Below are 24,396 nucleotides of genomic sequence, written 5' to 3'. Positions count from 1 at the left end.
TCGGGACGGTCAGGCTCCAGCGAGTTGAGAATGGGTGACGCGCCGCTTCTCGCGCACGAACACCTCTCGGCGGCTGCGGGCGACCACGTCGCCGCTCTCGTCGGTGATCGTCGTCTCGAACCACTCGCGAACCTTCGCGCCGCCGGCCGCGCGGGCACGAAGCTCGGCGACCTGCTCGGGCGCAACGCAGAAGCGTGCCGTCAGCACGCCGCGACCGGGCTTGAGGAACTCGATCTCACCGCGGGTATCCCAGACGACGTAGTCGCGCCCCAGCTGATGCATCACCAGCATGAAGAAGTACGGATCGGTCATCGCCGACATCGATCCCCCAAACGCCGTGCCCACATAATTCCGCGTGAAGCGATTGACGTGCAGTTCGACGACCGCCTCCGTCCAGTCGTCGGCGAAACGCCGCACTCGGATGCCGCTGAAGAGGTTCGGCGGCCAGAGACTCATGCCCCAAGCCAACGTGCGAGGTGTGACGCGCATCCACCGATTGTCGAAGCCACCCCCCGCGGCGACAAAACCGTTGTCGTCCGGGCACACCCACCGATCGTCGGCGTACGGGGTTCCTCAACATTTCCACAGGACTGGCTCAATGAGCGACCCGCCTGCCCACGGCGGCCCTATCGTGGGTCGCAACCCGTCCGGAAGCACCACCGAGACTCGAAGGAGAGTCTTATGGTCACCACCCTCCTCGTCATCGCGATCGTCGCCGTCGTTGCCTGGATAGCTCTCTCGATCACCGCAGGCCTGCTCGTAGGCCGCAGCATCTCCGTCGCCGATCAGCACGAGCGCCCCGTCGCGCCCGCCCGGGCGATCTCGGCGCGCAGCGCACCCACGCACTGACACGCGCGGAAGCACGGGCTGGCCCCGGCGCATCCGATTTACCGCAAATGCGCGAACAGGCCCGTGTGCGCTCCGTCGCTCTCAGGATGCAGGCCTAGGCTGGGTGAGGACTCCCCCGGTCAGGCAACGCCCGCACGCTCCCCCCGCGTGCGGTGACGCGCGAACTCCCCCGTTTCGCCGCCTGCCCGTGCAGTCCGGCCCCCTCGAGCGCCCCTCGCCAGACGTGCGCTCGAGGGGGCCACTTTCTCGATCACGCAGCGGACGCAGGCGCAGCCTCGAGGTGCGGACGCGCGGCATCCATGAAGGCCGTCGGATCGTCGGCCCAGAAGCGGATCTCGTCGATGCGAACAACACCCTGCGGCATCGCCACCTCGATCGGACGCTCGAGCTTGACCGAGAGGTTGGTCTCATCCTGCATCGGCAGGTGCACGGTCCACGCATCATCCGTGCGTCCGGGCGTGAACTTCGGGCCCCTGTGCCGGACTTCGCGCCGGCGGGCGACCGAGAGGACGTCGTCCCAGCTGAGCGCGATCTCGAGGTCGGTGCTCTGACGGATGCGAAGGCCGCCCGCACCGACGGCGTGCGGACGAGTGACGTAGCCCGCCAGCATCCCGAGCATGAAGACGACACCCCAGATCCCGAGGATCAGAAGGGGAATGCGCACGAACGGCCAGGGATGCACGATCAGATCGATGATCGGCACCTCGAGCGCTGACAGCACGATGAAGATCGTGAGGATGCCGGTGACCGGCCGGTGGTACGGCACCGCGACCGCTCCCGCGGGGACGCGCGGCCGCAAGAAGACGAGTCGCGCCAGACTGACCCAGCCGGCAGCCTCCATCTGGGTCGCACGACGTGCGAGGCGCTTCGCACGATCGGCTCGCGTCTCGGCGGGGAAGGCGGGACCCGGAGTCGCCGGCTCTGGGGCAGCCGCTGACGTCGGGACGGATGCGGAGGTCACGGGGAGTCCTTCCGCTCACGAACCGCCAGCATGGTCTCGTAGCGATTCGCCAGCTTCTCCAGGCCTGCGCCGAGAGCTTCCTTTTCGGCCGACGCGAGTTCGGCGACGAGATCATCGGCCATCTGCTCGCGCTGCGCGACCATCTGCTGCACGACATCGAGTCCGAGGTCGGTGAGCGTGACGAGCGTCGCCCGTCGATCGGTCGGGTGGGGTGCACGCTCGACGTGGCCGCTCGTCTCCAGCGCGTCGACGAGTCCGGTGACGTTGCGGGGACTGACCTCCAGCGCCGTCGCGAGCGCCTGCTGCGTCGACGGTCCCGTCGATCGGAGAACCCAGAGGAGCGCCGCCCGAGACATTGTCAACGACGTGCCGGCGAAGGGTTCGGCCATGTCGCGCTGAACCAGGTCCGCGAGGCGCATCACACCGTCGAGGATGCGCAAGGCGTCGCTCGTCATGCGTCCTCACTCGACGGGTCGGACTGCGGGGTGAGCTGGCCCAGGAGAGTGCCGATATCGGAGGCGATCCACTCCTCCGCGATGAGCCCGTCGCTCACCCGGTAGTGCTCCAGGCTCTGCCACGAGACCGTGCGGCCCGTGGCGGGAATCCCCAGGAAATCGCCCGTATGGCGAGCTGTGTACGTGATGTTGAATGCGACGAGGTCGCCCGCGGCGAGCTCGTGACGGATGTCGAGCGTCAGGTCTGAGAAGGACGCATTCATGATCGCGACATTGCCGAGCCAGGCCTCGCGGCCGACGAGAGTCTCGGGGGCACCGTGCACGGTGATGCGGAAGTCATCGGTGAGGAGGGCCACGACCTCATCCGACCGGCCGGCGGCGACGAGGTCGAGGCCGGTGCGTAACCGGGTGATGTTCGGGTGTGTCGATTCCGCCATGGTGCTGCCTTTCGTGAATGATATTCACAATGTAGCAGCATCAGGAGTTCCTCCGCTGACCGGCATGCGTGCGGAGGCGGACGGCTAGGCTCGCCGGATGGCGGTTGAGAGAAAGAAGTCGCGAAACGGCATCGGCCTGGGGATCGCTCTCGGCCTGCCCTTCGGCGCGGTCATCGGCATGCTGCTGTTCGACAACATCGCGATCGGGACGGGGCTCGGGTTGGTGTTCGGCATCGCGATCGGCGCAGCCCTCGACGCACGCTCGGCCCCGGAGTCCGGCGACGAGGCCGAGGACGGTCGATAGGGACGAGCCGACGTCAGCGACGCACCGCGCGGTCGTGCCGCACGCGGGCGACGACGGTCGCGATGACGATCAGGGCGACGGCGATGATCGCCGCCACGCCCGTCGGGGGCGAGGAGGGCTCGTCGGTGAAGCGCGCGATGGCGACCCACGCGATACCCCAGGTGAGCGACAGCGCCGGAGCGATGCGTCCGCCACCCCAGAAGGCCAGAGCGATGCCGACCGCCGCAGCGACGGCGAGCACGAACGACGACCACACCTCCGGCGCGATGCCGAAGCCGTCGAAGCCGACCGCGTAGAAGATCGCGGTCGCGTTCGCGGCGGTGGCGATGATGACCCAGCCGAGATAGAGGCCGATCGCGCCGTCGGCGACGACGACCTCGACCTTGTTCTTCGGGCGCGTCTGACGCAGGATCACGAAGATCCGGCACAGCACCACGAGAAGCAGGGCGATCACGGGAAGGCTGAGTGCCAGCAGGTTCAGCTGCACGACGCCGATCCAGACGGCGTTGAGGATGAGGGATGCGGCGACCCACCAGCCGATCCGCTGCTGCCGCTCATCGAAGCGCTGCGCGGGCAGGGCCTGCCAGATCGCGTAGGCCAGCATGCCGGTGTAAATGACGCTCCAGATGCGGAACGCCCCGGTGCCGGGGGCGATCAGGGTGGAGTCGGAGTTGAGGAACCCGCCCGCGGCCTCTTGGATCGGAGTGCCGAAGAACACCCCCGAGCCGATGAAAGCGGCCACGATCGCGAGGATCGAGCTGACGAGGATGATCACCTGACGCGCGATGGCCCGGGTGCGGGTCGTGGGCTCGGTGGTCGTGTGAGACGCAGTCTTGCCGGACATCGTGACTCCTTGCTCGTGGCATCGAACGCTCCGCCAGGACACCGAGCGCTCACCAGGTTGTTCTCACGGTAGGCCGGTCGCGGATGCACCGCCAGGAGTTGCTATCCCGACGTCGGTGTGCGGGTGTAGCGTTCGACGCACGCCACCTGGCGCCAGAGAGCGAGCCCCACCGTGACATCCAGCTCCGTCATCCGTCGTCCTCGTCGCCTCGGGCTCGCCCTGCTCGCCGGCATCGGCGCTGCGGTGCTGTCGCTCGGAGGTTCCGTTGCGGCGCAGGCATCGGGCACTCCGGAGGTGACGACGGCGGAGAGCTCGATCGCGGTCGGCGAGACCACCGTGGTCACCGCGACCGGACTCGGCGGCCTCGAGCAGGCGTTCTTCGGACTCGGCGACCCATCGGCGGCCGTCTTCACCGAGAACAACGACAGCATCTACGCGGCGCCCGTTTCGAACGGCGAGGCGACCGCGACTCTCAGCGCGCTGGCCGAGGGCACCAACACCATCTCGGTCGGCGACGGTGAGAACGTGCTCGCGACCGTCGAGATCACCGTCACCGGGGGCGGGGGCGGGGGCGGCGTCACGATCACCGCGAACCCCACATCTATCGACACAGGTGAGAGCACCACCGTCACCGCGACCGGACTCGGCGGCCTCGAGCAGGCCTCGTTCGGACTGGGCGGCACCGGGAGCGGCACCTTCGACGGCGGCGGAACGTCGGCGCAGGTACCCGTCACGAACGGCGAGGCGACCACCACCCTCACCGCCACCGAGGCGGGCGACCTCGTCATCGCGGTCGGCGACGGCGAGACGCCGCTCGCATCGGTGGATGTCACGGTCACGGCCACGCCCACGCCGACTCCGACGCCCACGCCGACGACGGCGACCCCGACTCCGACGCCGGAGCCGGCAGGCGGTGACTCGGGCCTTCTGATCGGGATCATCATCGCGCTCGTCGTGCTGATCCTCGCGATCGTCATCACATGGATCGTCCTCTCGCGGCGGAGCAGGAAGGCGGGAGCAGGCTCGGGCACGAGCGGCCCCGGCGGGGACAGCATGCGGATGGACGGCGCGTGATCCGCAAGACCTAGAGCCCGGATGATGTTCGACGACAGGGTAGACGCGGGGCGGCGCCTCGGGGCCCACCTCCGGAACCTCGGCGTCACGGCGACTGTCGTGGCGGGGCTTCCCCGCGGCGGGGTGCCCGTTGCGGCCGAGGTGGCGACGATCCTCGGAGCGCCGCTCGACGTGATCATCGTCCGCAAGCTGGGCTACCCCCGTCATCCCGAGGTGGCGATGGGCGCCATCGGCGAGGAGGGTGTCCGCCTCATCGACACCGACCTCGTGCGCCACCTCGGAGTCACCCTCACCGAGATCGATGCGGTCGAAGCGCGCGAGCGCGATGTGCTGATCCGCCGCGCCGCGGCGCTCCGCGGTGATCGACCACCGCGCAACCTCGCCGGCGCGAGCATCCTCATCGTCGACGACGGCATCGCGACGGGCGCCACCGCCTCCGCGGCGTGCCTGGTCGCCCGAAAGCGCGGCGCTGCCGAAGTGATCGTGGCCGCACCGGTCGGCGGCAGCGACGCCGTCCAGCGCGTGCGCGGCGCCGACCGGGTGATCTGCCTCGAGCAGCCGGCCGGCTTCCAGGCCGTGGGCGAGTACTACCGCGACTTCGGCCAGACCACCGAGGCCGAGGTGGTGGCACTGCTGGAGAAGACCAACGAGCACTCATGAGCGCTCGGATGGATGATCTGTGCGCCGAGGGCTCGAACGGCAGGGCCGAGGCGAGCGGGTTCAGAATTGCGGCACCCCCGGCGTCCGCACGGATGCCGGGGGTGCCGCTGTGTGGGTGACGGGGTGTGGTGACGGGGTGTGGTGACGGGGTGTCAGCCGCTTCCGATCAGCTGTTGCTGGGCACGGCGTCGGTGTACTGCTCGAGCCAGGCCTCGACGGCCTCGGCTTCGCGGCCCTCGCCGTACTCGTTGACCACGAGGTCTTCGAGCGCACCGTACTGCTCGTCGTTCAGCTGGATCTCGCCGATGAGCTCGGCGGCCTCGGCGCAGCGATCGGAGAACCCGGCGGTGCCGAGGAAGTGCAGCGCCTCGGCCTCACCCATGGCACCCATCGGGTCTTCGAGGTCCTTGACGTCGTAGGCGTCGTTCGCCCAGAAGGGACGCCAGAGCGTCACGACGATGTCCTCTTCTGCCGCGATCGCGGCATCCAACTCGGCCAGCATCGCCGCCGTGGAGGAGGTGACCAGCTCGTAATCGCCGTCGAGGCCGTACTCGGGAAGCATCGAGTCCTGCGTCTGGGCGGTGAGACCCGCACCGGGCTCGATGCCGACGATGCGCCCGCCGAAGCGGTCGGCGTTGCCCTCGAGGTCTTCGATCGAGTCGATGTCGACGTAGCTCGGCACCGCGATGGTCAGCTTGGCGTTGTCGTAGTACGCACCGAGGTCTTCGATGTCATCGCCGTACTCCTCCATGTAGGAGGCGTGGGTGAGTTCCGGCCAGGCCGACGGATAGATGTCGACGTCGCCTTGCGCGAGACCGGTGTACAGCGGCCCCGCCTCGGTGAGGGTCTCCATCTCGACGTCGATGCCGCGCTCGCCGAGGAGGTTCTCCAGCAGGTAGGCGGTGCTCAGTCCGTCGGTCCACGACGGGAGGAACCCGAGCGTGATGGTGTCGCAGTTCTCGGCCGCCGCGTCTCCGCCGGTGGCCGGGTCCGCGTCATCCGATCCCCCGGCGCAGCCGGCGAGCGTCAGGGTTGCTGCCGCCCCGAACGCGAGGATTCCCGTGAGGTGCTTCTTCTTCATTCGCTGTGCTCCTTGATGCATGTCAGTCACTCGTTCCGTATCTGTTCTCTTGGTGTTGAGCGCGCGTCGCCGCGTGCTCGGTCAAAGGGCTTTCACCCTCTGGTCTTCGGGAGCCTTCGAGGTGGTCGCTGTCCTCGCCGTGAGTCGGCGCCGACGGAGGGCGCCGCGGAGCGACGAGGGGTGCTCGCCAGGACTCCCCAGCGCCGCGGTGACGCGGTCGAGGTAGACGGCGATGATGACGACGGCGAGACCCGCCTCGACACCGATCGCGAGTCGTGCGGTCGAGACCGACTGCACGACGAGCTTTCCGAGGCCGTCGGCGCCGACGATGCCCGCGAGCACCGCCATCGACAGCGCGAGCATGATGACCTGGTTGACGCCCGCCATGATGGTCGGCATCGCCAGCGGCAGCTGTATGCCGCGGAGGATCTGGCCGGGCTTCGCACCGAAGGCGTATCCAGCCTCGACCGTCTCGGAATCCACCCCGCGGATGCCGAGCTCGGTGAGCCGGACCCCCGGCGGCAACGCGAAGATGACCGTCGCCACGACCCCCGGCACCACGCCGATGCTGAAGAACGTGATGGCGGGGATCAGGTAGACGAAGCCGGGCATCGTCTGCATGAAGTCGAGTACCGGCTTCAGGATGGCGCGGACGGTGTCGTTGCGCGCCGACCAGATGCCGAGCGGGATCGCGATGAGAAGCGCCACCACGGTGGCCACGAGCACGAGCGCGAGGGTCTGCATCGATTCGACCCACAGGTCCATCGCCACGATGAAGGTGAAGGTCACCGCCGTTCCCACCGCCAGCTGCCAGGAGCGCACGCCCCAGCCGATGAGCGCGAACAGCAGGATCGCCAGGGGGATCGGAACGGCGAGGAGGCCGTCGGTGAGCCCCTCGACGAGCACCCGCACGACAACGGTGATGAGGTCGAAGAACCCGCTGAAGGTGTCGCGGGCCCAGTCGACGGCGTCTTCCACCCAGAGGCCGATCGGAATGCGGAACCCGTCCATCAGTGTGCTCCCTCGTCGCTCGCGGACTCGGGGAATCCGGCCAGCAGTTCGTCGATCTCCGTCGTCGGCATCGGCTGGATCGGAATCGTGATCTCGCCCGTCGCTCCCGTGCCCGGCTGGAGCGCGGCGAGGAGGGTGACCCGGGGGATGACGCCGACGAGGCGTCCGTCGCTGTCGGTGACCCCGACCGGCAGGGGCGACTCGACCGCGGGGACGAAGAGGTTCATGAGCACCTCGTCTTCCGAGACGGTGGGAGGTGCGGGCCGGATCGCCGAGAGCAGCGATCGCTCACCGCGACGCACCAGCTTCACCGCATCGCGATCGCTCACCACGCCCAGGAGGTGCCGGTCGCGGTCGACCACGTACGCCGCCGACATGTACGCGTCGCGCATGAGGCGAAGGGCGGTGCGGGGCCCTCCGCTGTCGGTGACCACCGGACGTGGTCGCTCCATCACGTTCGCCGCCGTCAGCACGCGGGCCCTGTCGACGTCCTGCACGAACTGCTCGACGTAGTCGTTGGCGGGGTCGGTGAGGATGTCTTCCGGCGTGCCGATCTGCACGATCCGGCCATCGCGCATCACCGCGATCCGGTCTCCGAGGAACATCGCCTCGTTGAGGTCGTGAGTGATGAAGACAATGGTCTTCTTGAGCGTTCGCTGCAGCTCGAGCAGCTGCTCCTGCATCTCGCGGCGGATCAGCGGATCGAGTGCACTGAACGCCTCGTCCATGAGGAGGATGTCGGTGTCGGCGGCGAGCGCCCGGGCGATTCCGACCCGCTGCTTCATACCGCCCGACAGCTCGTCGGGCAGCTTGTCACCCCAGCCCCCCAGGCCCACCAGCTCGAGGATCTCCTCGGCCTTGGCATGGCGCTTGTCCTTGCCGACGCCGCGAAGCTCGAGCGGATACGCCACGTTCGCCGCGACCGAGCGATGGGGCAGCAGGGCGAAGTGCTGAAAGACCATCGATACCCGGTCGCGACGTAGGGCTCGAAGGCGGGAGGGGGAGACGTCGGTGATCGAGTCGCCACCGATCGTGACCTCGCCGGCGGTCGTGTCGTGCAGGCCGTTGAGCATGCGGATGACGGTCGACTTCCCCGACCCCGACAAGCCCATGATGACGAAGATCTCGCCGGGGTTCACGCTGAAGCTGGCGTCGATGACCGCAGCTGTTCCGGAGTCGGCGACCTCGTCACGGCGGGCTCCGGCGCGAAGGCGCTCGACCGCGGATCGGGGATGACGACCGAAGACTTTGAAGAGGCCTCGCGCCTCGATGGCAGGAGTGATCGTCACAGGCACCTCGGCAGTCACGTGACTGCATTCGGTCACGCCCGGGTGGCGGCTTCAGGCGGCGCGGGCGCGCCGAAGAGCGGGCATCGGACCCGCCGGGTGAAGCCGCCGACCGTACGCTCGCCGGTCTGGCTTTCGGGAGCCACCAGCGACCGCGGACTGGTCGGGAGTGGGCCGCAACCGGCCCGGCCCCACCGTTTCACAGACCCGGAGAAGAACGCAAATTCCTATCATGCGGATGCGCGGACGAGGCCCGAAGACGACCGCCGCGAGGCGGCCCTCACCGCCCTCGCCGAACTCGATGCACGGACGACCGACCCGCCACCCGCGTGAGCGCCGGCACGACGCGGAGGAAGACGACCATTCCGACCAGCTCCACGAGCGTCTGAGTGACCACGGCCAGGGGTGTGATCGCGAAGGACGGAGGCAGGGCGAGGGCGAGGGGCAGCACGACGAGCGAGTTGCGTGTGGCGCCGCTGAAGATGAGGGCCCGGGTTTCGGGAAGCGGCAGCCGCGTGAGCCGCGCCGCACCCAGACCGGCGAAGAGCATGACCACGAGGAACGCGGCGTAGATCGGCACCAGGCGCACGAGCGCGGCGGCCGCGGCGCCGACATCTGCGATCTGCGACCCGACCACCACCGCGAGCGTCGACATCATCAGCGGGACCATCGCCGCCGCGAAGAAGCGCTCGATCCGACGACCGACGCGGTGCCGGCGCGCCAGAGCCTGCACGATCGCGGCCGCCGCGAGGGGGACCGCGATGAGCCAGAGGAAGGCCTCGACGAAAGGATCGAGTGCGACGTCGGCGACCACCGCTCCGCCGACGAAAACCCACAGGTAGACGGGGAGCAGCACGATCTGCGCGAGCATCAGCAGGGGCGTCGCGGCGAGGAGACGCGCACGAGCGCCCCCGGCGAGTCCGGTGAAGACGATGACGTAGTCGACGCAGGGGGTGAGCAGCACCAGCAGCACGCCGAGGAGGAGGGCGCGGTCGTCGGCGACGAATCGGGAAAGTCCGAAGGCCACAAGCGGCACGATCACGAAGTTGACGGCGAGCACCGTGCCGAGGAACCGGATGTCGCGGAATGCCCGCCCCACCTCGATCAGCGGAACCCCGAGGAAGGTGGCGAACAGCAGCAGGGCGAGCACCGGCGTCGTCGCGAGCGACAGAGCGGGGCCGGCGGCGGGGAGCGTGAGCCCGACGACGACGCCGAGCGCGATGGCGGCGACGTACAGCCAGACCTGGTGGCGATCCCACCATTCGGCTGCCGACGTCACGGGCTCAGCCTAAGGACCTCGGATGCCGCCGGAGTTCAGGTGCCGCAGTAGGTGACGTAGGGGCCGAAGGCCTCAGGGGCCGGTTGCTCATACCGGGTGAGCCCGGGACGGGCGGTGAAGGGGTGGCGGATGACGCCGACCAGTTCGTTGAGGGGGGCCAGGTCGCCGTCATCGGATGCCGCGGCGAGCGCCTCTTCGACGAGGTGGTTGCGCGGGATGTACAGCGGATTGACCCGGTCCATCAGGTCGGCGTCGGGGTCGAGCGCCAGCCAGCGCTCGACCCACAGGTCGAAGGGTGCCGGATCGGCGAAGAGAGCGCGCGCGGGCTCGCGATCACCGCGCGCGACTGTCGCCAGGCGGCGGAAGAACGAGGTGTGATCGACCCGGCCGATTGCCAGCATGTCGAACATGTCGTTCACGAGCGCGGCCGTCCGCTCATCGTCGGGCGTGCCGCCGAGCTTGGCGTGCATCCCCTCGGCCCAGGCGGCGTTGTAGGTCTCGCGGTAGGCGGCGAGCGACTGCTGGGCGGTCGCGACGGCAGCATCCGTGTCCTCCGCCAGCAGCGGCAGGAGAGCCTCGGCGAAGCGCGCGAGGTTCCACTCGCCGATCGCGGGCTGGGCGCCGTACGCGTAGCGGCCCTGCTGATCGATGGAGCTGTAGACGGCGCCGACGTCGAAGGTGTCGAGAAAGGCGCAGGGGCCGTAGTCGATGGTCTCGCCCGAGATGGTCATGTTGTCGGTGTTCATGACGCCGTGGACGAATCCGACGAGCATCCACCGGGCGATGAGGCGCGCCTGGGCGTCGATGACCGCGTCGAGAAGCGCAAGCGCCCGGTTCTCGGCGCCCTCGGCGTGGGGATAGTGGCGCGCGATCGCGTGGTCGACGAGGCGCTCGAGGAGCAGAACGTCGCCCATCGCCCGCGCGAGCACGAAGGTGCCGACCCGCAGGTGGCTCGACGCGACACGGGCCAGCACCGCGCCGGGCAGATCGCTCTCGCGCCGCACCGTGCGACCGGTCGCGACGACGGCGAGCGCACGCGTCGTGGGGATGCCGAGTGCGTGCATCGCCTCGCTGATGACGTACTCCCGGAGCATCGGACCGACCGCGGCGAGGCCGTCGCCGCCCCGGGAGAAGGGCGTCGGACCCGAGCCCTTCAGATGGATGTCGCGAAGTGCGCCGTCCGCGCCCTCGACCTCCCCGAGCAGCAGCGCCCTGCCGTCGCCGAGCCGCGGGTTGAACGCCCCGAACTGGTGTCCGGCGTAGGCCTGCGCGACGGGTCGGGCGCCGCTCGGCACCGCGGTGCCGGTGAGGAAGCCGACACCCTCCGACGTGCGGAGGTACGCGGGGTCGAGCCCGAGGTCGGCGGCAAGCGCGTCGCCCAGGACGAGCAGCCGCGGCGCCGGCGGCTCGACCGCCTGCCAATCGACGGCGAGCTCGGGCAGCTCATCGGCGAAGCGATGCGAGAGGGTGATCTCTGCGGCGGCCGTCGGGGTCATGAGGCGAGGGTACGTCACCCTCCTGGGGAAGGGCGGGCCGAGGCGATGAGCATCGTCAGGCCCATCTCGAAGGCTCGCGTGGCGATCGGATCATCCGGGTCCTCGTCACGCAGGGTCGCGAAGGCTGCCGCGAAGGTGGGGAACCGCTCCTCCTGGCCCCGCGGATCGAAGACGACCGTCGGGCCCGACATGTCGAGCACGCTGCCGAGGATGAACGACTCGAACGCGGTGAGGAGGGGAAGGATGTCGCGATCGGGCCACCCCACCGCGCGCGCCGCCACCGCGAAATCCTCGTACTCGGCCAGCAGCACCGGCGCGGATGCCGGATGGGTCATCAGCAGCGGGACGGCGCGCGGGTGATCGGCGAACGCCCGTCGGTAGGAGCGCGCCCACTCCCGCAGTCCGTCCTCCCACTTCAGGGTGCGCAGCGGCGACGAGTCGATGCGGGCCGACACCAGGGACCGCACGTCCTCGATCATCGCCGCGAGATTCGGCACGTGGTTGTAGAGAGACGTGGGGTTCACCGCGAGCTTCGTCGCCACCCGGCGGATGCTCGCGCCCTCGGCCCCGTACCGGTCCACGAGGGCGAGCGCCGTCTTCGCGATGAGCTCACGGCTCAGCAGGGGGCGGGGCGGTCGGGCGATGACGGACTCCTCGAGGTCTGTGCCGAGCCTACGGGGCAGGTGCCGGAGAAAGTGGTGGCGAAAGGAAAAACATACGGTGTATGTTTACGCCCATGACCGCCCCTCCGTCCACCCCTCTCGCCACCGTGGTCGAAGCCGACATCGCCGAGCTCGCGGCTGCACTCGGCGAGGGCCGGGTCACGAGCGTCGAGCTCGTCGCCCGCTATCTGAACCGCATCGCGTTCTACGACCGCGCCGGCATCGCCCTGAACTCGGTGATCGTGCTGAACCCGTCCGCCTTCGCCGAAGCGCGCGCTGCCGATGAACGCCGCGCCCACGGCGAGACGCGCGGAGTGCTCGACGGCATCCCGTTCACCGCGAAGGACAGCTACTGCGTCACGGGCCTGCCCGTCGCATCCGGATCCCCCGCCTTCGCCGATCTCATCGCGGGCGACGACGCCTTCGCCGTCGCGAAGCTGCGTGAGGCCGGCGCGGTGTTCCTCGGCCTGACCAACATGCCGCCGATGGCGGCCGGCGGCATGCAGCGAGGGCTCTACGGTCGGGCGGAGTCGCCCTACAACGCCGCCTACCTCACCTCGGCTTTCGGTTCGGGGTCGTCCAACGGGTCGGGCACGGCGACCGCGGCGAGCTTCGCCGCCTTCGGCCTGGGCGAGGAGACCTGGTCGTCGGGGCGCGCCCCGGCATCCCACAACGCCCTGTGCGCCTACACCCCCTCGCGCGGCATGATCTCGGTGCGCGGCAACTGGCCCCTCGTCCCCACGATGGACGTCGTCGTCCCCCACACCCGCAGCGTGGACGACCTCGCCCATGTGCTCGACGCCGTCGTCGCCGACGACCCCGAGACCGAGGGCGACCTGTGGCGCAGCCAGCCGTGGATCGCCCTCCCCCGGCCGTCGGAGGTGCGCCCCGACTCCTTCGCCGCCCTGGAGCCGGCCGATCTCGCGGGACTGCGGCTCGCGGTCCCCCGCATCTACGTCGGCGCCGACGACGACAGCGCCCACCCGATCGACCCGCGCCCGTCGGTGATGGCGCTCTGGCAGCAGCTGCGCACCGACCTCGAAGCCGCCGGAGCCGAGGTTGTCGAAGTCGACTTCCCCGCGGTCAACAACTACGAGAAGCTCCACGCCGGCGATGAGGACTTCGTCGACCGCGGGTTCGTGCCCCGCGAGTTCCTCACCGATGAGGTCGGCGACCTGGCCGTGTGGGGCTTCGACACCTTTCTGCGCCTGAACGGCGACCCGACGCTGAACCGACTCGCCGACGTCGATGGCGACCGCATCTTCCCCCACCCCACCGGCGCCCTGCCCGACCGCTACGGCATCTACTCCTTCGACATCGCGTACGACATCGCCGAGTACGTCGGCGCCGCGCGTGCCGGGGTGCGTGCGCCCACCGACATCCCGAGTGTGGAGCAGGGGATGCGAGGACTCGAGCACACCCGCAGAGTCGACGTCGACGACTGGCTCGTCGCCGAAGGGTTCGACGCCGTCATCTTCCCCACCCACTCCGATGTCGGGCCGGCGGACGCCGACGTGAACGAGGCCTCGGCCGACATCGCATGGCGAAACGGGGTGTGGGTCTCCAACGGCAACCTCGTGCCCCGCCACCTGGGCATTCCGACCGTGACCGTGCCGATGGGGACGATGGATGACACGGGCATGCCCGTCGGCGTGACGATCGCCGGCGCCGCTTACGCCGACGTCCACCTCGTGCAGCTGGGCGCCGCGATCGAAGCCCTCGGGCGCCGGCGCACCACGCCCCCGCGCACTCCGGCGCTGCCCGACGAGGCACTGTTCGACGCCCCGCGCCCCGCCGCGGCCGGACCCCTCGAGGTGCGGATCGACGAGGTGCGGATCGACCCGGATCACGACCACACCACCGTCACCTTCACCGCGACCGTCGAGGGCGGACCGATCGACGAGGTCGTCGCCTTCGTCGACGGTGTCCGCGCGACCCTCACCGTGAGCGGTTCGCGCATCGACGGCCGCCACCACCTCGCCGCCGACGCGCACACGACGCCGTTCAGTGAGTGGCTGCCGCCGTTCGGACCGCTCGTCGTCGTCGTCGCACGCGGCTTCACCGGTGCCGTGGCGGGCGCCCTGGCAACCACGGAAGGATCTCCCCTATGACCGACAGCTTCCCGCCCCTCGGGTGGCGCATGCCCGCCGAGACCGCGCGGCACGAGCGGACGTGGATGGCGTTCCCCCGCGAGGGCTTCACCCTCGGTGACAGCGACGCCGAGCGCGAGGAAGGCTACGCCGCATGGACGGCGGTCGCCCACGCGATCACCGACTTCGAACCGGTCACGATGGTGGTCGACCCCACCGAGATCACACGCGCGCGGCGGATGCTCAGCGCCGAGATCGAGATCGTCGAAGCCCCCATCGACGAGTTCTGGATGCGCGATGTCGGGCCGACCTTCGTCGTCGACGATGCGCGACCCGGCACGCTCGCCGCGGTGGACTGGGTGTTCAACGGCTGGGGCGCACCCGACTGGGCGGAGTGGCAGAAGTCCGCCCTCATCGGCCGATTCATCGGCGAGCTCCTCGGCGTCGAGGTGATCAGCTCACTGCTGGTCAACGAGGGCGGCGGCCTGCACGTCGACGGGACGGGTACCGTCCTGTTGACCGAGACGGTGCAGCTCGACCCCCGCCGGAACCCCTTCGCCGACAAAGCCCGCGTCGAGGCCGAGATGGCCCGCACGATCGGCGCGACCGACGCGATCTGGCTCTCGCGCGGACTCACCCGCGACTACGACGACCTGGGCACCAACGGTCACGTGGACATCGTCGCGACCTTCGCGGCAGAGGGCCACGTGCTGCTCCACGAGCAGCAGAATCCCGACCATCCCGACTTCGAGGTGTCGCGCCAGATCCGCACCGAGCTCGAGGAGGCGTTCGCCGCCCGCGGTCGGGGCGTCACGATCACGGGGCTGCCGGCACCGGCGACACTCCGCGATGAGACCGGCGTCGTCGACTGGAGCTACGTCAACCACCTCGTCGTCAACGACGGGGTGATCGCCTGCGGCTTCGGCGAGGAACTCGCCGACACCCGCGCGCGCGAGATCCTCGCCGACGCCTACCCCGGCCGTCGCGTGGCGACCGTCGACGCGCGGCCCCTGTTCGACCGAGGCGGCGGCATCCACTGCATCACCCAGCAGCAGCCCGCCGTCTGAGGCGCGGTCAGGGCGTCAGGGGCGCGACCGTCATCTCGACTCCCGCGAACGGGAAGGGGAACAGGAAGAAGGACCCGCTCGCCGGATCCCATTCCGTGACCGGAAGCAGCGCGAACCACACGTGCGCGATCACCAGCGACAGCCCCGTGACGATCATGATCGCGAGGCCCGCGCGGCGGAGCATCCGTGTCGCCGACTCGAGATCGTCCGCCACGCGGATCACGCGACCGAGCGCCAGAAGCACGATCGCCGCGATCGCAGCGAAGACGAAGGGGCCGGGCCCCATCTGCAGCGACAGGCACTGCGGCGCGAGGTCGGTCGCCTGTCCGTCGCGGTCGATGAACCCGCCGTCGGCGTCGAACCCGCCGGGGCAGAACGATCTCGACCCCCCGATGAAGGCGGGGTAGACCACGCACGCCACGAGCGTGACGACGAGCAGGCGCCGGATCTGGACCACCAGCTCGCGACCGGCGAGCCCCGGAGCCGGGGTGCGCGGCGCGGCGGCGTCGGGCTGAGGAGGCGAAAGCGTGGGCATCGCCGCCACGCTACCCGAGCGGCGCAGCGTGGGAAAGGCCTCTCCGGCTCAGGCGGCGCCGCCGAAGAGGCGCGCGAGGATGCCGGCGCGGGGCGCCGACTGGTGACCGGGGCAGCGCTGACCGGCGGGAACGGCCTTCATGACCTGGTCGGCATGCTGGCCGCATCCGTCCCAGGTGGTCTTGCCGCAGGTGGCGCAGGTGACGGGGTAGCACATGGGGAATCTCCTTCGGGTGCGGGGGGTCAGGCGAGCATCATGAAGAGCTTCTCGAGCTCTTCGGGGGTGGTGCCGTCGTCTTCGAACGCGGCATCGGGGTCGGCCAGGCATTCCTTCATCGCCGTGGAGACGATGGCGAATCCGGCACGGTCGATCGCGCTGCCGGCGGCGGCGAGCTGGGTGATCACGTCGCGACAGGGCTTGTCCTGCTCGACGGCGGCGATGACCGCATCGAGCTGGCCGCGGGCGCGGCGCAGGCGATTGACGATCCGGCGCTGGACTTCGGGGTCGGCGGTGCGCATCAGCGGGATCCCCCTTCACGGACGACGGGTTCGGACCAGACGCGCAGCAGATCGGCGGCGCGCGGTCCGAGCGCCGCACGCAGGGTGAGGATGCCGCCCGAGAGCGACGCGGCATCGAAGCCCGCCTGCACGAGCACGCGGTAGGCGATCGCCGAGCGCACCCCCGACGCGCACATGACGCGGACCGGACGGCCGTCGGCGGCATCCGTCACCTCGGCCAGCCGAGCACGCAGCTCGGTGTGCGGAATGTGCAGCGCGCCGGGCAGGTGACCGGTGGCGACCTCGTCAGCCGAGCGCACGTCGAGTACGAGCGCCGAGGCGAGCACCTCGTCGAGGTCGTCGGCGTACCAGAGGCGCAGCTGACCGGTGCGGACGTTCTCACCCAGCATCCCGACGAGGTTCACCGGGTCTTTCGCAGCACCGTAGGGCGGCGAGTAGGCGAGGTCGAGATCCATGAGGTCATCGACGGTGAGAGAGGAGCGGATGGCGGTGGCCAGGACGTCGATGCGCTTGTCGACGCCGTCTTCCCCCACCGCCTGCGCTCCCAGAAGCAGGCCGTCGTCCTCGCGGAAGTGCACGATGAGGTGCAGCTGCGCGGCGCCCGGGAAGTACCCTGCGTGCTGATTGGGGTGCAGGTGCAGGGTGCGGTAGCGCGTGCCCGCGGCGTCGAGCGACGTGCGGTTCGCGCCGGTGAGGGCTGCGGCGAGAGAGCCGACCCGCACGATCGCCGTGCCCACCGACGAGGGCACCGCCCGAGCGGCACCGGGGCGGAGGATGTCGTCGGCGATGAGCCGACCGGCGCGGTTGGCCGGGCCCGCTAGGGCGATCGGGCGCCGGACGCCGGTGACCGCATCGATCGCGGCGGTGGCGTCACCCACCGCCCAGACCCGCGGAGCGGAGGTGCGCCCGTGCTCGTCGACGACGATGGCGCCCCGGTCGCACACGATGCCGGCCGCCTCGAAGGTGGCGGTGTCAGGACGGACGCCCACCGACAGGACGATGAGGTCGGCGTCGATGCGGGTGCCGTCGGCGAGCACGACGACGTCGTGCTCGGTGCCCTGCTCGACCGCGTTCGCGCCGACCCCGATGTGCAGATCGACGCCGAGGTCGACGAGCTCATCGGCGACGAGGGTCGCAAGCTCCCGCTCGAGCGGGGGCAGCACATGCCCGGCGAGTTCGACGAGCGAGACGGCGAGCCCTCGAGCGGCGAGCGCCTCGGCGGCTTCGAGCCCGATGAACCCGGCGCCGAGCACCACTGCCCGGCGAGCGCCCGTGTCGACGCGGTTCCGGAGCGCCAGGGCATCGTCGACGGTGCGAAGGGTCCGCACCCGCGGGGAGTCGAGGCCCGGAAGCGGCGGACGCACCGCCTGCCCGCCCGGGGAGAGAACGAGGGCGTCGTAGCGGATCTGCTCCACCCCGTCGGCGGTCATGACGGTGACCGTCTGCGCCGCGGTGTCTACCGCCGTGACGTCGTGGTCGGTGCGCACGTCGAGATTCAGCGCGGCGCGGAGCGAGGCCGGAGTCTGGACGAGGAGCTTGTCGGCCTCGGCGATCTCGCCGCCGACGTAGTAGGGCAGACCGCAGTTCGCAAAGGAGACGTGCGGGCCGCGCTCGAGCACGATGATCTCGGCGGACTCGTCCAGCCGTCGGGCGCGGGCGGCGCAGCTCATTCCGCCGGCGACGCCTCCGACGATGACGATCCTGTGTGGGGAAGGGCTCTGGGGCATGCTCCGATGATACCCCCGGGGGTATGTCTATATCTTCGAGTTGCCTGAACTATCGATATTCGATAGATTCCTCTCGAGCAACAGGAGGAATGATGGGAAAGAAGACGATTCTGGCGCTGCGGGTGATCATTGCGCTCTCGCTGGTCGGGTCGCTGATCGTACAGACGGTCATCGTCCCCCTGCTGTGGATCGACCTCGACGGCGCTCCGCTGTGGGCGCGGGTGAGCATCGCGGTTCTCGTCGTCCTCGGGGTTCTGACCCTCCAGGTCTTCGCCGTCTGCGTCTGGCGCCTCCTGACGATGGTGCGCCGCGGCGCCGTGTTCATCCCGGCCGCGTTCCGCTACGTCGACGTGATCATCGGCGCGGTGATCGCGGCATCCGTCGTCACCTTCGCCTTCGCCGTGGTGCTCCGCTTCGGCGAGGCAGCCCCCGGAATCATCGGCCTCATCTCGGGCTTCGCCCTCGTGCTCGCCGGCATGGCCCTGCTGGTGGTGGTGATGAGGATGCTGCTGACGCAGGCCATCGCCCGCGAGGTCGAGGCGGGGCGGCTCCGCGCCGAGCTCGACGAGGTGATCTGATGCCGATCATCGTCGACATCGACGTGATGCTCGCGCGGCGCAAGATGGCCGTCGGCACGCTCGCCGACCTCATCGGCATCACCCCCGCGAACCTCGCCGTCCTGAAGAACGGCCGGGCCAAGGCGGTGCGCTTCTCGACCCTCGATGCGCTGTGCCAGGCCCTGGACTGCCAGCCCGGCGACATCCTGAGGTTCGAAGCCGACGGGGCGGGGGGCCCACTCAGTGACGGCGCCTCGGGCCCCGATGGCACTCCGTGACAGGGTGGAAAGAGAAACCCGAACGAAAGAGCGCCATGCCCGAGTCCTCCTTCTCCTTCCGCCCTCAGGGTCACGAGCTGCGGTTCCGCCGCCTTCGCCTGGCCGACCGCGAGTGGGTCACGCCCGGCTATGTGAGGGTCCGGCTGGTCGGGGACGACATGGCGGACTTCGTCTCGGCGGCACCCGACGACCACGTGCGCATCTTCTTCCCCGACGGCGATCCTCGCACCGACGAAGAGCTCGCCGCCGCGCCGAGCCGCGAATACACCCCGGCGCGGTGGGGTGCCGACTGGCTCGATCTGGAATTCGTGCTGCACGGCGACCCGCTCGAGGGACCGGCCGGTGCGGCGTCCACGTGGGCGGCGACCGCTCCGACGGGTGCCCTGGCGGGCATCCGCGGTCCACGCGGCTCGAAGATCGTCGACGGTCGACCCGACTTCTGGCTGCTCGCCGGTGACGAGACGGCGATGCCGGCCATGCGCCGCTTCGCGGGGATCATGGACGACCAGGCGCGCGGGCGCATCTTCGTCGAGGTGGCCGACGCCGCCCACGAGCTGCCGATCGACGCGCCCGCCGGTGTTGCCGTCGAGCAGGTGCACCGCGGCACGACGGCGCCTGGGTCGGCGCTGGCTGCGCGCCTGAGCGCCCTCGGCGGTGAGGAGCGGCCGGCCGGCAGCATCCTGGGGTTCATCGCGGCCGAGCAGTCGATCGTCAAGCCCGGACGTGAGCTGCTGCTCGAGCGGTGGGGCGTGCCGGCGGACCAGACCGTCATCAAGGGCTACTGGAAGCGCGGCGAGACCTCGGAGAAGAAGCCGCGCTGACAGGCGCGGGCGATCAGCGCTCCCAGGTGTGCACCGGCTCGTTGGTGTGCATGCCGGCGGTGTAGTCGAGAAGGGTGGCCCGCAGGGCATCGAAGCGCTCCATGCCGCGGCGCTGATGCATGCGCCCGATGAACCACTCCGCCCCGGTGACTCCGGTGAGGCACCGCTGCTCGATGATCCCGAGGAGACGCTCGCGCTCGGCGGTGTCGACGCCCCATGCCTCGAGGCCTCGGTGGGCGAGGGGGAGCAGGCGCCGGAGCACCAGCTCGGTCGCCGCCACCTGCCCGACCCCCGGCCAGTAGACACGCGCATCGATGCCGTCGCGGGCGCCGGCGTGGAAGTTCTCCTCCGCGGCGCTGAACGACATCTGCGACCACAGCGGCCGCTCGTCCTCGGCGAGCGCGCGCACGAGCCCGAAGTAGAAGGCGGCGTTGGCCATGATGTCGGCGACGGTGGGCCCTGCGGCCAGCAGCCGGTTCTCCACGCGCAGGTGCGGCATCCCGTCGGCGATGTCGTACACCGGGCGGTTCCAGCGGTACACGGTGCCGTTGTGGAGCTTGAGCTCGGCGAGCGACGGCACCCGGCCCTCTTCGAGGGCGACCGCCGGGTCTTCGTCGTCGACCACGGGGAGAAGAGCCGGGAAGTACCGGACGTTCTCTTCGAACAGGTCGAACACCGAGGTGATCCACCGCTCGCCGAACCACACCCGGGGGCGGACGCCCTGCGCCTTCAGCTCCTCGCTGCGGGTGTCGGTCGCCTGCTCGAACAGCGGGATGCGCGTCTCGCGCCAGAGCTCCTTGCCGAGGAGATACGGCGAGTTCGCCGACACGGCGAGCTGCACCCCGGCGATCACCTGCGAGGCGTTCCAGTATGAGGCGAAGTCGTCGGGCGAGGTCTGCACGTGGAATTGCGTGCTCGTGCACGCCGCTTCGGGAATGATCGAGTCGGCCGTGGTGCGAAGCTTCTCGGCACCCGTGATCGAGATCGCGATGTCCTCGCCGCGGGCATCGAGGATCTGCTCGCTGAGCAGGGCGTAGCGCGGGTTGGCACTCAGGGTCTCGCGCGTGAGGTGTCCTTCGGCGAGCGTCGGCAGGATACCGATCATCACCAGATGCGCGCCGACACCCGCCGAGCGTTCCTCCGCTCGGTTGAGGCTCCGGCGCAGTCCCTCCTCGAACGTCGTCAGCCCTCCCCCGCGCAGTCGCGCCGGGGGGACGTTCATCTCGATGTTGAACTGACCGAGCTCGGTCTGGAACGCCGGGTCGGCGATCGCGGCGAGCGCCTCGGCGTTGCGGAGCGCGGGATCGCCGACCTCGTCGATGAGGTTGAACTCGACCTCCAGCCCCGTCAGCGGATCGTCGGTGTCGAACCGCGATTCGCGCAGCATCTGCGCGAAGACGTCGAGGTTCTGCCGCACCTTCTCGCGGTGGCGGGTGCGGTCGGCGCGGGTGAACTCCTGCGGTGCGACATCCTCTCCCATGGGGGCACTCTAGGGGCGCGGGCTCGGCCGGGCGAGGGGTTGCGGGCGAGCGCGATCGGGGTCAGTCCGCCTCGGCTGCCCTCAGATCGAGCTCGCGCACCAGCTTCTTCGGCGCGGTGACACGGTACGACGCGTCGATGAGTTCGGCGACCTCGGCCCACTCGTCATCGGGAGCGTCGCCGGCGGGAACGTCGACGCCGAGCCACCCGGCCGGCCAGAGGTACGCGGGCTCCCAGAATCGGGGGTCCTGTCGGAGGGCCGGCTCGTCGACCGGGTCGGGCCGGACGAGGATGGCGCGATCGTGCCGCGCCCCCACATGGTCGCCCCGCTCCGATCCGCCGAAGTAGCAGAAGGTCTTCGTGGTGAAGAAGTTCGGCCGGCCGTGCGAGACCCGCTCCGCCGCACCCGGAAACGCCAGGGCGATCTCGCGGATGCGCCGCAGCGCAGCATCCGCCTCATCGAACATGATCGGATGGCTCACGCGCCGCACGCTACCGCCGCGCGCCGCCGTCGGCAATGATGAACCCATGCCGACGCCGGTCACGGTGCGATTCGCCACCGAAGAGGATGCCGCGACGGTCGGCGCGCTGCTCCACGACTTCAACACCGAGTTCGAATCGGCCACCCCCGGTGCCGCGTTCTTCGGGGAGCGGTTCGCCGCCCTCCTGCTGCGGGACGACGTGCTGGTCGTCCTCGCGGAGGATGACGCAGGCGCGGCTGTGGCCTTCGCCTTCCTGACGCTGCGGCCGACGCCGTACTACCGGGGCGCACTCGCCCAGCTCGAAGAGCTCTACGTGCGCCCGACGCTGCGCGACGAGGGCATCGGCACCCGCGTCCTCACCGCCGCGATCGACGAGGTGCGACGCCGCGGGGCCGGCGAGATGCACATCAACGTCGACGAGATCGATCACGACACCCGCCGGTTCTACGAGCGACACGGGTTCGTCAACATCGAACCCGGCGAGGACTATCGGATGCTCTGCTACCTCCGCGAGCTCTGATCGCTCGCCGGGTCGCCCGGGACCGGAGCGAGCAGCCGGCGGACGCCCGCCCGCGCGAGGGTCAGGACGATGATGAGCGCCGTGACGGCGAAGAAGCCGCCGAGGCGCACCTCGTCGCCGAAGACGAGGTCGACCAGTAGCAGCACCACGAACTTGCTGCCCGGAAGGATCAGCACGAGCGCGACGATGTTGACCGTGCGCGTGAGGGCGGTGCTCGAGGCGCGGATGCGCGCGATCACCCGCTTCTTCAGCCACAGCACGACTTCGAGCACGACCTTCAGCAGGATCGCGGTGAGGAGGGCGAGAAGGAAGGTCTCGGAGATGACGGCGGGGAAGAGCTGGATGAACACGCCCAGCACGACGAGGTAGACGAAGACGTCCACGAGATCGATCGGGCGAAGGCGCATCGGCGGCAGGCTATACCCGGCGGGTGGATCTCAGGAACGGGTGCCACCATGTGCGGGTGCGCTCCTCCGCGGCATCCCGAATCCAGACCGTGCTCGCGGGTCTGGTCACCGTCGCCGTCGTCGCGGTGATCGCCGTCGTCGTGCTGTTCTCCCCCCGCGAGGGCGCATCCGAATGCCGCACCTGGACCGCCGAGCAGCGCGAGAACGCCGCGACCGTCATTCAGGCGGGCCGGGACCTCGGGCTCTCGGAGCGCGACCAGACCATCGCCGTGATGACCGCCATGGGCGAGTCGTCACTGCGGAACCTCGACTACGGCGACTGGGAGACCAGCGGCGTGCGAAACCCCGACGGCAGCCCCACGACCTCGGTCGGACTCTTCCAGCAGCAGGACGAGTGGGGCCCGCGCGAGGCGCGCATGGATCCGTACACCGCCGCGACGATGTTCTACCGGGCGATGCTCGACGAGGTGCCCGAGGCCGAGCGCCTGGCGATGGAGCCGACACTCGTCGCCCATCGAACGCAGATCAACGCCCAGCCCGACCACTACGCGCCGTACTGGCCGGCCGCCGAGGCGCTGGTCGCGGAGCTGACCGGCGCGGAGAGCGCGCCGGGAGAGTCGGATGCCGCGGGCTCAGGAGGCTGCTGACGGCGCCGTCGCGGCGGGGTCGCCGACTCCGGTGCCGGCGAGCGCGCGCACGAAGATGCCCGTGAGGGCGTCGTGCCCTGCGGGCGAGAAGTGGCGGTCGTCGACGAGGAAGGGCGAGAGACCGGATGACGCCACCCAGCCGGTCGTGTCGACGAAGGCGATCCCGCGCGCCGCAGAGACCTCGGCGAGTGTCGCGCTCACGGCACGGCGCTGGGGCGCCCAGGCCTCCACCTGCACGAGCGGTCCGACGACGACGATCGTCGCCTCGGGGAAGGTGGTGCGCAGCTGATCGAGCGAGGCCTCGGCGGAGGCACGCACGTGATCGATCGGGAAGGTCTGGTCGTTGCCGCCGGACTGCACGACGATGAGCGCGGGGTCGGCGGGCGGTTGCCACAGCCCGGCGGCGAGCGCATCGCGGATGCTCGGGTGCCCGGTCGATGCGTCAGAGCCCGGGGGCGCGGCGACGAACCCGATGCCGCCGCGCGCGGAGAGGGTGACGTCGTAGCCGAGCTCGGCGGGGGCGCGCGCCACCCATGACGCCTCGGCCGCGGCCTGCGAGTCGCCGATCACCCAGGCGGTGGGTGGCGGCGGGGGTGCAGGCGGGGCGGGGTCGGCGGGCGCGTCGTCGAACACCGGGGTGGGCAGGAGCGGCGTCGCCGCTGGTGTCGGGGCCGGGGCGGCCTCGGCGGGGACCGGTGCGGGCGTCAGGGGAGCCGCAGCCCGGGCGACGCCGTTGAGGGGCCCGAGCGTGAGCGCGAGCCACCCGACCGTGAGGGCTGCGACGAACAGGATGCCGCCCAGCACCGTCCCCGCGCGACGCAGGCGAGCGCGGCGTCGACGTCGTGCACGCTCCCCCACTCGGCCAGGCT

Annotated in this window: 29 protein-coding genes and 1 pseudogene; 11 read left to right on the top strand and 19 right to left on the bottom strand. The window is 70.2% G+C overall.

What is annotated here, in order from left to right; genetic code table 11:
• Positions 1 to 9: 9 nt before the first annotated feature.
• Positions 10 to 456, bottom strand: coding sequence for a DUF4442 domain-containing protein (locus FBY40_RS05180; RefSeq protein ID WP_327437032.1), 447 nt, complete (start codon positions 454 to 456; stop codon positions 10 to 12).
• A 225-nt stretch (positions 457 to 681) separates the two neighbouring features.
• On the opposite strand from FBY40_RS05180, the gene FBY40_RS17275 reads away from it, so the two are divergent.
• On the top strand, positions 682 to 849 hold the full coding sequence (locus FBY40_RS17275) for a hypothetical protein (RefSeq protein WP_160141347.1): 168 nt from the start codon (positions 682 to 684) through the stop codon (positions 847 to 849).
• Positions 850 to 1,099: 250 nt separating this feature from the next.
• Here FBY40_RS17275 and FBY40_RS05175 read toward each other — a convergent pair whose 3' ends face one another.
• The 3 genes from FBY40_RS05175 to FBY40_RS05165 are packed head-to-tail and all read right to left on the bottom strand — an operon-like array spanning position 1,100 to position 2,702.
• Entirely contained in the window at positions 1,100 to 1,810 is a 711-nt protein-coding gene (locus FBY40_RS05175) for a hypothetical protein (RefSeq protein ID WP_141936943.1), read from the bottom strand.
• Positions 1,807 to 2,265 (bottom strand): MarR family winged helix-turn-helix transcriptional regulator, encoded by a 459-nt coding sequence (locus FBY40_RS05170; protein WP_141936941.1) that lies wholly within the window; start codon positions 2,263 to 2,265, stop codon positions 1,807 to 1,809. The genes FBY40_RS05175 and FBY40_RS05170 overlap by 4 nt, the downstream gene beginning before the upstream one ends.
• Positions 2,262 to 2,702, bottom strand: coding sequence for an ester cyclase (locus FBY40_RS05165; RefSeq protein ID WP_141936939.1), 441 nt, complete (start codon positions 2,700 to 2,702; stop codon positions 2,262 to 2,264). Before FBY40_RS05165 ends, FBY40_RS05170 begins: the two co-directional genes overlap by 4 nt.
• Positions 2,703 to 2,799: 97 nt before the next feature.
• Here FBY40_RS05165 and FBY40_RS05160 point away from each other — a divergent pair, with 97 nt between their 5' ends.
• Positions 2,800 to 3,006, top strand: coding sequence for a glycine zipper family protein (locus tag FBY40_RS05160; protein WP_141936937.1), 207 nt, complete (start codon positions 2,800 to 2,802; stop codon positions 3,004 to 3,006).
• A gap of 13 nt (positions 3,007 to 3,019) precedes the next feature.
• Here FBY40_RS05160 and FBY40_RS05155 read toward each other — a convergent pair whose 3' ends face one another.
• Positions 3,020 to 3,850: a tryptophan-rich sensory protein gene (locus FBY40_RS05155; RefSeq protein ID WP_200829922.1), complete on the bottom strand. Its 831-nt coding sequence runs from the start codon at positions 3,848 to 3,850 to the stop codon at positions 3,020 to 3,022.
• 171 nt (positions 3,851 to 4,021) lie between these two features.
• On the opposite strand from FBY40_RS05155, the gene FBY40_RS05150 reads away from it, so the two are divergent.
• Together FBY40_RS05150 and FBY40_RS05145 are read left to right on the top strand one after the other, a co-directional pair.
• Entirely contained in the window at positions 4,022 to 4,924 is a 903-nt protein-coding gene (locus FBY40_RS05150) for a hypothetical protein (RefSeq protein ID WP_141936935.1), read from the top strand.
• Between the two features lie 21 nt (positions 4,925 to 4,945).
• Positions 4,946 to 5,584: a phosphoribosyltransferase gene (locus FBY40_RS05145; protein WP_141936933.1), complete on the top strand. Its 639-nt coding sequence runs from the start codon at positions 4,946 to 4,948 to the stop codon at positions 5,582 to 5,584.
• Between the two features lie 166 nt (positions 5,585 to 5,750).
• On the opposite strand, the gene FBY40_RS05140 is transcribed toward FBY40_RS05145, so the two are convergent.
• The 6 genes from FBY40_RS05140 to FBY40_RS05115 form a co-directional block, all read right to left on the bottom strand.
• Entirely contained in the window at positions 5,751 to 6,665 is a 915-nt protein-coding gene (locus tag FBY40_RS05140) for a glycine betaine ABC transporter substrate-binding protein (protein ID WP_141936932.1), read from the bottom strand.
• Positions 6,666 to 6,746: 81 nt separating this feature from the next.
• On the bottom strand, positions 6,747 to 7,676 hold the full coding sequence (locus tag FBY40_RS05135; RefSeq protein ID WP_141936930.1) for an ABC transporter permease: 930 nt from the start codon (positions 7,674 to 7,676) through the stop codon (positions 6,747 to 6,749).
• Positions 7,676 to 8,965, bottom strand: coding sequence for a quaternary amine ABC transporter ATP-binding protein (locus tag FBY40_RS05130; protein ID WP_141936928.1), 1,290 nt, complete (start codon positions 8,963 to 8,965; stop codon positions 7,676 to 7,678). Before FBY40_RS05130 ends, FBY40_RS05135 begins: the two co-directional genes overlap by 1 nt.
• Positions 8,966 to 9,242: 277 nt before the next feature.
• Positions 9,243 to 10,241 (bottom strand): arsenic resistance protein, encoded by a 999-nt coding sequence (locus FBY40_RS05125; RefSeq protein WP_141936926.1) that lies wholly within the window; start codon positions 10,239 to 10,241, stop codon positions 9,243 to 9,245.
• Positions 10,242 to 10,276: 35 nt separating this feature from the next.
• Complete coding sequence (locus FBY40_RS05120; RefSeq protein ID WP_141936924.1) at positions 10,277 to 11,737, bottom strand: protein adenylyltransferase SelO; 1,461 nt, start codon at positions 11,735 to 11,737, stop codon at positions 10,277 to 10,279.
• A gap of 14 nt (positions 11,738 to 11,751) precedes the next feature.
• Positions 11,752 to 12,279, bottom strand: coding sequence for a TetR/AcrR family transcriptional regulator C-terminal domain-containing protein (locus tag FBY40_RS05115; protein ID WP_141936922.1), 528 nt, complete (start codon positions 12,277 to 12,279; stop codon positions 11,752 to 11,754).
• 194 nt (positions 12,280 to 12,473) lie between these two features.
• On the opposite strand from FBY40_RS05115, the pseudogene FBY40_RS05110 reads away from it, so the two are divergent.
• Both FBY40_RS05110 and FBY40_RS05105 read left to right on the top strand, forming a co-directional pair.
• Positions 12,474 to 14,159: pseudogene (locus FBY40_RS05110) on the top strand (amidase); the annotation flags it as partial.
• A gap of 347 nt (positions 14,160 to 14,506) precedes the next feature.
• Positions 14,507 to 15,556, top strand: a complete 1,050-nt coding sequence (locus FBY40_RS05105) for an agmatine deiminase family protein (RefSeq protein WP_235014587.1) — start codon at positions 14,507 to 14,509, stop codon at positions 15,554 to 15,556.
• A gap of 7 nt (positions 15,557 to 15,563) precedes the next feature.
• On the opposite strand, the gene FBY40_RS05100 is transcribed toward FBY40_RS05105, so the two are convergent.
• The 4 genes from FBY40_RS05100 to FBY40_RS05090 are packed head-to-tail and all read right to left on the bottom strand — an operon-like array spanning position 15,564 to position 18,336.
• Positions 15,564 to 16,091 (bottom strand): hypothetical protein, encoded by a 528-nt coding sequence (locus tag FBY40_RS05100; RefSeq protein ID WP_141936918.1) that lies wholly within the window; start codon positions 16,089 to 16,091, stop codon positions 15,564 to 15,566.
• 48 nt (positions 16,092 to 16,139) lie between these two features.
• Positions 16,140 to 16,307: a hypothetical protein gene (locus FBY40_RS17430; RefSeq protein WP_200829921.1), complete on the bottom strand. Its 168-nt coding sequence runs from the start codon at positions 16,305 to 16,307 to the stop codon at positions 16,140 to 16,142.
• A gap of 26 nt (positions 16,308 to 16,333) precedes the next feature.
• Entirely contained in the window at positions 16,334 to 16,609 is a 276-nt protein-coding gene (locus FBY40_RS05095) for a metal-sensitive transcriptional regulator (RefSeq protein ID WP_141936917.1), read from the bottom strand.
• Positions 16,609 to 18,336 (bottom strand): FAD-dependent oxidoreductase, encoded by a 1,728-nt coding sequence (locus FBY40_RS05090; protein ID WP_141936915.1) that lies wholly within the window; start codon positions 18,334 to 18,336, stop codon positions 16,609 to 16,611. The genes FBY40_RS05095 and FBY40_RS05090 overlap by 1 nt, the downstream gene beginning before the upstream one ends.
• Positions 18,337 to 18,428: 92 nt before the next feature.
• On the opposite strand from FBY40_RS05090, the gene FBY40_RS05085 reads away from it, so the two are divergent.
• From FBY40_RS05085 to FBY40_RS05075, 3 genes are read left to right on the top strand one after another with little or no spacing between them, the layout of a single operon-like run.
• Positions 18,429 to 18,914, top strand: coding sequence for a DUF2975 domain-containing protein (locus FBY40_RS05085; protein ID WP_141936913.1), 486 nt, complete (start codon positions 18,429 to 18,431; stop codon positions 18,912 to 18,914).
• Positions 18,914 to 19,171: a helix-turn-helix domain-containing protein gene (locus tag FBY40_RS05080; protein WP_141936911.1), complete on the top strand. Its 258-nt coding sequence runs from the start codon at positions 18,914 to 18,916 to the stop codon at positions 19,169 to 19,171. Before FBY40_RS05085 ends, FBY40_RS05080 begins: the two co-directional genes overlap by 1 nt.
• 35 nt (positions 19,172 to 19,206) lie before the next feature.
• Positions 19,207 to 19,992 carry a siderophore-interacting protein gene (locus tag FBY40_RS05075; protein ID WP_141936908.1) on the top strand — a complete coding sequence of 262 codons (786 nt, stop codon included), beginning with the start codon at positions 19,207 to 19,209 and terminating at the stop codon, positions 19,990 to 19,992.
• A gap of 13 nt (positions 19,993 to 20,005) precedes the next feature.
• Here FBY40_RS05075 and FBY40_RS05070 read toward each other — a convergent pair whose 3' ends face one another.
• Positions 20,006 to 21,472, bottom strand: coding sequence for a glutamate--cysteine ligase (locus FBY40_RS05070; RefSeq protein ID WP_141936906.1), 1,467 nt, complete (start codon positions 21,470 to 21,472; stop codon positions 20,006 to 20,008).
• 61 nt (positions 21,473 to 21,533) lie between these two features.
• Entirely contained in the window at positions 21,534 to 21,953 is a 420-nt protein-coding gene (locus FBY40_RS05065; RefSeq protein WP_141936904.1) for an MmcQ/YjbR family DNA-binding protein, read from the bottom strand.
• 46 nt (positions 21,954 to 21,999) lie between these two features.
• Here FBY40_RS05065 and FBY40_RS05060 point away from each other — a divergent pair, with 46 nt between their 5' ends.
• Positions 22,000 to 22,473, top strand: coding sequence for a GNAT family N-acetyltransferase (locus tag FBY40_RS05060; RefSeq protein WP_141936902.1), 474 nt, complete (start codon positions 22,000 to 22,002; stop codon positions 22,471 to 22,473).
• Here the strand turns inward: FBY40_RS05060 and FBY40_RS05055 are convergent.
• Positions 22,455 to 22,880, bottom strand: coding sequence for a hypothetical protein (locus FBY40_RS05055; RefSeq protein WP_141936900.1), 426 nt, complete (start codon positions 22,878 to 22,880; stop codon positions 22,455 to 22,457). The two genes, FBY40_RS05060 and FBY40_RS05055, sit on opposite strands and share 19 nt — an antisense overlap.
• Before the next feature lie 23 nt (positions 22,881 to 22,903).
• Between FBY40_RS05055 and FBY40_RS05050 the strand changes: the two genes are divergently transcribed.
• Positions 22,904 to 23,527, top strand: coding sequence for a peptidase M23 (locus tag FBY40_RS05050; protein ID WP_200829920.1), 624 nt, complete (start codon positions 22,904 to 22,906; stop codon positions 23,525 to 23,527).
• On the opposite strand, the gene FBY40_RS05045 is transcribed toward FBY40_RS05050, so the two are convergent.
• On the bottom strand, positions 23,513 to 24,385 hold the full coding sequence (locus FBY40_RS05045; protein WP_141936898.1) for an SGNH/GDSL hydrolase family protein: 873 nt from the start codon (positions 24,383 to 24,385) through the stop codon (positions 23,513 to 23,515). The genes FBY40_RS05050 and FBY40_RS05045 overlap by 15 nt on opposite strands.
• Positions 24,386 to 24,396: the final 11 nt, after the last annotated feature.

Origin of the sequence: Microbacterium sp. SLBN-154 (genome assembly GCF_006715565.1) — a bacterium.
Classification (GTDB): domain Bacteria; phylum Actinomycetota; class Actinomycetes; order Actinomycetales; family Microbacteriaceae; genus Microbacterium.
The sequence above is the reverse complement of the archived record's forward strand: the minus strand, read 5'-3'. Positions and strand labels throughout refer to the sequence as shown.